Annotated in this window: 5 protein-coding genes; 2 read left to right on the top strand and 3 right to left on the bottom strand. The window is 69.8% G+C overall.

Features of this window, described 5'->3' with window-relative positions:
- Both ACFVS6_RS42735 and ACFVS6_RS42740 read left to right on the top strand, forming a co-directional pair.
- Nucleotides 1-196, top strand: a 196-nt coding sequence (locus ACFVS6_RS42735) for a hypothetical protein (RefSeq protein WP_389711936.1), incomplete at its 5' end; no start/stop codon positions are given.
- A gap of 232 nt (nucleotides 197-428) precedes the next feature.
- Complete coding sequence (locus ACFVS6_RS42740; RefSeq protein ID WP_389711937.1) at nucleotides 429-905, top strand: DUF4265 domain-containing protein; 477 nt, start codon at nucleotides 429-431, stop codon at nucleotides 903-905.
- 623 nt (nucleotides 906-1528) lie between these two features.
- On the opposite strand, the gene rox is transcribed toward ACFVS6_RS42740, so the two are convergent.
- From rox to ACFVS6_RS42755, 3 genes are all read right to left on the bottom strand, one after another.
- Nucleotides 1529-2956, bottom strand: coding sequence for a rifampin monooxygenase (gene rox / locus ACFVS6_RS42745; RefSeq protein ID WP_389711938.1), 1428 nt, complete (start codon nucleotides 2954-2956; stop codon nucleotides 1529-1531).
- Nucleotides 2957-3391: 435 nt separating this feature from the next.
- Complete coding sequence (locus ACFVS6_RS42750; protein ID WP_389711939.1) at nucleotides 3392-4627, bottom strand: hypothetical protein; 1236 nt, start codon at nucleotides 4625-4627, stop codon at nucleotides 3392-3394.
- A gap of 8 nt (nucleotides 4628-4635) precedes the next feature.
- Nucleotides 4636-5154, bottom strand: coding sequence for a GNAT family N-acetyltransferase (locus ACFVS6_RS42755; protein ID WP_389711941.1), 519 nt, complete (start codon nucleotides 5152-5154; stop codon nucleotides 4636-4638).
- Between the last annotated feature and the right edge of the window lie 122 nt (nucleotides 5155-5276).

The raw sequence follows: 5276 nt of genomic DNA on the forward strand, positions 1-5276 counted from the left end.
CTTTGTACTCACCCTCTCGGGCTTTCCTCCGGGCTTTCGTTCTGTTGTTCTTGCGTTTCCGACTCTATCAGACTCTCTCGGGCCCGATTTCCTCGATGCTTTCCAGGTCCTGCGCTTTCGCGCTTTTCCTTTCCGGCGATTCCGACTCTATCAGAAGTTCGCCACCGGATTTCCCGGCTTCGACGTTCTCGAATGAAGAGTCGAGTACACCTCACGAGAATCGAAGTCCTTGTGAGGTGTGGGGTGTTGTTGCCGAACCTGTCCGGTTCGAGGCAACCGTTTAACTCTACAACCCTGCCTGGGGGGAGTCAAAACGAGGCCGGGCGGCCTCGTTCCGCAGTCGCCCAGGTCCGTGGTGCGGAAGGAGGCCGCCACCGCTTGCGAGCGCCCGCACCGGCTGTAGCTGCGCTCCGCGCATGATGGCCTGCATGGAGAACGCGGTGGAGGAGATCAAGGTCTGGTTCCGGTTCGTCCCTCGTGAGGGGTGGATGGCCATGGACACCGAAGGGCTCTGGGCGGCGAAGGTGGGTCCCGACACCGCCAGCGTTCGAAACGCCCCCTTCTTCCAGGACGGGGTGGCCGAGGGCGACGTCGTACGTTTCCGCACCGACTCGGACGGGGTCCACTGGGCCGTGGGCCGCGTCGGTTCGTCGGGAAACTGCACGATCCGGGTCGTCCCCGTCCCGACCGGTCCGCTGGGCCGAAGTGCTGCGGCGGTGCACCAGCACTTCTCCCCGTTCGGGATCGGAGGCGAGGTCTTCAGCGCGGAGTTCCCCATGGTCGCCCTCACCGCTCCGGCCGGCTCGGACTTCACCGGGATCAAGGCCCTCCTGGTCCGCGGCCAGGAGGAAGGGTGGTGGCACTACGAAATGGGCTGCGCGAGCGCCGACTGGTGGAGCGCCTGAGCCCAGCTGCCCAGGCCTCCAGAGCGCTTCCGCCGGGACCCCCGCGGGCCACCGCTTCCCCGCACGGAAGACCGGGACGTCCGGACTGCCGTCATCAGGGTGATGCACCCGGCGCCGAGGCCGGCGACCACGACGACATCGTCCGCGCCGGCGGGGGCGGCCTCGACGCCGGCTCTCCCCTCTCCGTATACGCGGCAGACACAGCGGGGAGGGCGCCGTGCAGCAACGTGTGCCCCGTAGGACCACAGCCCCATGGGGCCCCTGGTTCGCGCAGCCCGATGCCGCGCACGGGACGGTGAGGGAGGTTCGTGTTGCTGGGCGTCCGGCCGGCCTCGATCCATACCCGTGCCCATGCCTCGGCTTCCGGGCCACTGCAAACGGCACGTTGGTCACCGCGGACGGGGTCGAGGAGGGGGTCGTGGGCCGCGACATTGTCCTCACCGGCCTGGGGCGAGTCAGGTCCACCACCCCGGATCCCCGAGATCGGGCCGGCCCGACCCTGGCGGCCCCTGCCCCACCCGGGCCGCTCACCCCCGCCGTCCGAGCCGCCTCCGGGCAGGTCCCTCACTGCTGATGACGGCCGGCGTCCCGCGCGGCCCACACCCAGTGGTCGCGGGTTCGACTCAGCCGGTGGCGGAGCCGAACCACCTCGGCAGTCGGTCGAGCAGGTCCTGCTGGTCGTCGCCGACCCACGCAACATGCCCGTCCGGGCGCAACAGCACTGCGGGAACGTCCAGTTGATCGCTCCCGTCTACGACGTGGTCGACCCGGTCCGCCCAGCCCACCACCGAGAGCCGGCCCGTCCGGTCAAGCAGGAGTCCGCGTCCCTCGTGCATCAGCTCGTAGAGACGCCCCCGCTTCAGCTCCACGTCCTTCATCCGGCGACCGAGCAGTTCGTGGCCCTCTCCGAAGTCGTAGCGGACCCCGATCGCGGTGATCTTCTCGATCAGGTACTCGTTCACCTCCTCGAACTCCATCAGCTCCGCCAGGAGCCGACGTACCGACCGGGCACCGGGTTCGGGGGACAGCAGTTCCATCTGCGCGCGGGTGTTGTCCAGCACATCGGCTGCCACCGGGTGCCGTTCGGCGTGGTAGCTGTCCAGCAACCCCTCCGGCGCCCATCCGGCCACTTCTGCGGCCAGCTTCCAACCGAGGTTGAACGCGTCCTGGACACCGAGGTTGAGACCCTGCCCGCCGGTCGGCGGATGGATGTGGGCGGCGTCGCCGGCCAGGAGTACCCGGCCGACCCGGTATCGCTCGGCCAGGCGGGTGGCATCGCCGAACCGGGACAGCCGGCGAGCCGAGTGCACCCCGAAGTCCGTGCCCGCGACAGCCATCAACCGCTCCTTGAACTCCTCCAGCGTCGGCGCGGTCGTGCGGTCCTCGGTCACCCCGTCGGCCGGCACGATGAAGCGGTACACCCCCTCCCCCTCGGGGATCGCGCCGAACCGCAGCTGCGTCTTGCGGACTTCGGCGATCACCGCGCCCAGCGTCTCCGGGGGCACGCCCACCTCCATGTCCCCCAGCAGCGTCTCGGTCCTGGACGGCTCCCCCGGAAAGTCGACCCCGATCATCCGACGCACCGTGCTGCGGCCACCGTCGCAGCCGACGAGATAGCGCGAACGCAGCTGCGTACCGTCCGCCAGGCCGACGGTCACCCCCTGCTCGTCCTGGCTCAGCGCGACCAGCTCGCAGCCGCGCCGGATCCCGACACCGAGCTCGGTGGCGCGCTCGGTCAGCAGGCGCTCGGTGACGGCCTGCGGGATGGCGAGGACGTACGAGTGCGTGGTGTCCAGCCGGGCGGGCCACGCCGTACTGATCCCCGCGAAGAAGCCGCCGACCGCGAACTTCTCCCCGAGCGGGAGGAACCGCTCCGCCAGGCCGCGCTGGTCCATCACCTCGATGCTGCGCGCGTGCAGCCCGCGGGCGCGGGAGCGCCTGATCGGCTCCGTCTCCTTCTCCAGCACGAGCACGTCCACGCCGTGCAGCCGCAACTCCGCGGCGAGCATCAAGCCGGTCGGTCCGCCACCGACCACGATCACGTCCACCATGAAATACGCCCCACTCAACGAGATTGATTTCGCCGGCCGCCCCACACGGTTCGCGGGACCGCGCACTCACGCACGTACCCGTTCGCTCGGCGCCGCGAGTTCAACGCCGGTGCGGCGCATACGGGCCCGGATGCGGCGCCCATGCGGAGCCGCCCTTGGCCCAGCCGCCCCCGGCCCAGTCACCTCAGGCGCGTACACCGCCAAAGGCGCACGCACTTCGCGAACCCCGGATATCCGCCGGTTACGGCTCAGGTCGGCAATTCTGCGGCACGACCCGGGTCTTGCCGCAAGACCCCCCACCCGCTATACCTTGATAGTGGCAAGGAGTGGGCAACCCTCCTTGCCTTTGCTTTTGTCTGTGATCCCCAGCCATCCGCGGCCATCTGCGGCCGGCAGTTGCGCTCGGCACGTCCGATTGCGCGTCCGTGCGGAGGATCAGCGGAGTTCCACGGCAATGCCGACCTGAGCGAGCAGCCGAAGTACGCCGTCCAGGTAGGGCGTCTCCCCCGCCGTGTCCACGGTCACCGCGGCGAGCGCGCGCGTCGCGACATCCGCGTCGTGCCAGATCAGCGTGAACGGCGAGCTCGGCACGTCCCCGCCGCACGGGCAGCCTCGCAACGTGTGCCAGCACTGGTTGAAGTGACCGCCGGGCCCTGCGAAGGCCTCGCCGATCGCGCACACGAATCCGGGGATGTCCGTGACGTGCCGACCGTCCAGATGCCTTACGTATCCCGGCAGTTGACTGCCGGTATCCGACCTGGCGGCGGCGAAGGCGGCCCATTCCCTCCGGCCCTCCGGGGAGAAGCCGGTCCATCCACCGGGCTCGGCCGGCGCCCCCTCGAACCAGGCGTCCCACACCGGTCGGACGGCAGGATCGGGCCGGTCCGCAGGGCCTTCACGCAACCACAGGTCGACGAGGGCCCCGCCGCCGAGTTGGGAAGGGCGGGAGGCGATGACCTGCAAGCGCAGGTGCTCCTGGTGGCGCATGACCCGGCCCGTCCGGTCCACGGCCAGGAGCGTGACGCGGTCGCCGTCGCCGCGCGGACGCACGAGCCGCCGCAACAGCCGCTCACCGGGTTGGCAGCCGATCAGCCGCATCGGCGGCGGGGCGGGAAAGGGGCGTTCGCCGTACAGGCCCTCCACCCGGTGGCAGGCACCCAGATTGCCTCCTCCCGAACCGTTGAACAGCTCCCATTCGGCTTCCGCGGGCTCGCCTCGCCATACCGGGCCGTCCGTCTCGGCCTCGATGACGAGATCCACCAACGTCGCGTCGTTGGCGGCGGGTTGGCAGTCGATCAGGACCGGGGCGAGCAGTTCCCAGTGGTCGGTGTCGTAGGCGTGGAACGGGTCGCCGGCGGGATCCGCTCCGGGCACGCGGAACTCCGCGATGAGACCGAGCGCCCCGAGGTCGATGGGCGTCCCCGGTCGGTCGCGGAGTTGCTCAGCAGCCTTGAGCAGCCGTCCGGTCGGGCTGCCGCCCACGAGCGTCAGCCGTTGCCGACGCGGCGCAGATTCGACGACCAGCCCGTCAGCGTCGGCGCAGTGGGCCCACACGATCAGCTCGTCGTCCCATTCCTCGCTGACCAGTACATACTTGAGCGGCAGCGAACGCTCCCAACTCCAGACGGTCTCCAGGATCTCCACCGCGTCCGCGTCCTCCTCGCTCGTCATCCCGCCGTTCAACCGGACCCGGTACCGCCGTCAGGACCGGAGCCGTCGTCCAACGGCCTCACGAACCCCATGCCGGGCCGCCCGTCCAGGAGGAGCTCGCCCGCGGGGAGGAAGCCGGTACGGGTCAGCACGGTTCGAGAGGCCGCGTTGTCGAGGGTGGTGACGGCCCTCAGCGAGGTGAGGCCGTAGTCCGCACCCGCCAGGACGCACACCGCACGGACCGCTGCAGTTGCCAGGCCCTGGCCGGCCGCCCGTTCTGCGATCCGGTAGCCGAGTTCGGCGGAGCCGTCGGCCACGTCGATCAGGTTGACCCGTCCCAGCACCCGGTCGCCGTCGTCCACCAGGACGTGGAAGAAGTGGAGGCCGGCCTGCTGCTCGGCCATCAGCTCCTGGTGTCGCTGCTCGAAGCCGGCGAAGTAGGCGTCGCCGCGGTCGGGAACCGAGGCGGCGAAGTAGTCCCGGTTCTCGCGCTCGAAAGCGAGGAGTGCCGGCGCATGGTCGAAGCGGAGCAACCGAAGGCTGGGCATGCGCCGATGCTACGGAATACCACCCGGCCCGTAAACGCAGAAAAGCCCCGCACCAGTTACCTGGTGCGGGGCTTTCCCACAATGATTGTTCGGCGGCGTCCTACTCTCCCACAGGGTCCCCC

The organism is Streptomyces sp. NPDC057939, from assembly GCF_042887545.1.
Lineage (GTDB): Bacteria > Actinomycetota > Actinomycetes > Streptomycetales > Streptomycetaceae > Streptomyces.

What these genes read in the sequence shown, in the direction of transcription:
- ACFVS6_RS42740 (WP_389711937.1), top strand. Translation starts at nt 429, where the DNA reads ATGGAGAACGCGGTGGAGGAGATCAAGGTCTGGTTCCGGTTCGTCCCT.
- rox (WP_389711938.1), bottom strand. Translation starts at nt 2,956, where the DNA reads ATGGTGGACGTGATCGTGGTCGGTGGCGGACCGACCGGCTTGATGCTC.
- ACFVS6_RS42750 (WP_389711939.1), bottom strand. Translation starts at nt 4,627, where the DNA reads ATGACGAGCGAGGAGGACGCGGACGCGGTGGAGATCCTGGAGACCGTC.
- ACFVS6_RS42755 (WP_389711941.1), bottom strand. Translation starts at nt 5,154, where the DNA reads ATGCCCAGCCTTCGGTTGCTCCGCTTCGACCATGCGCCGGCACTCCTC.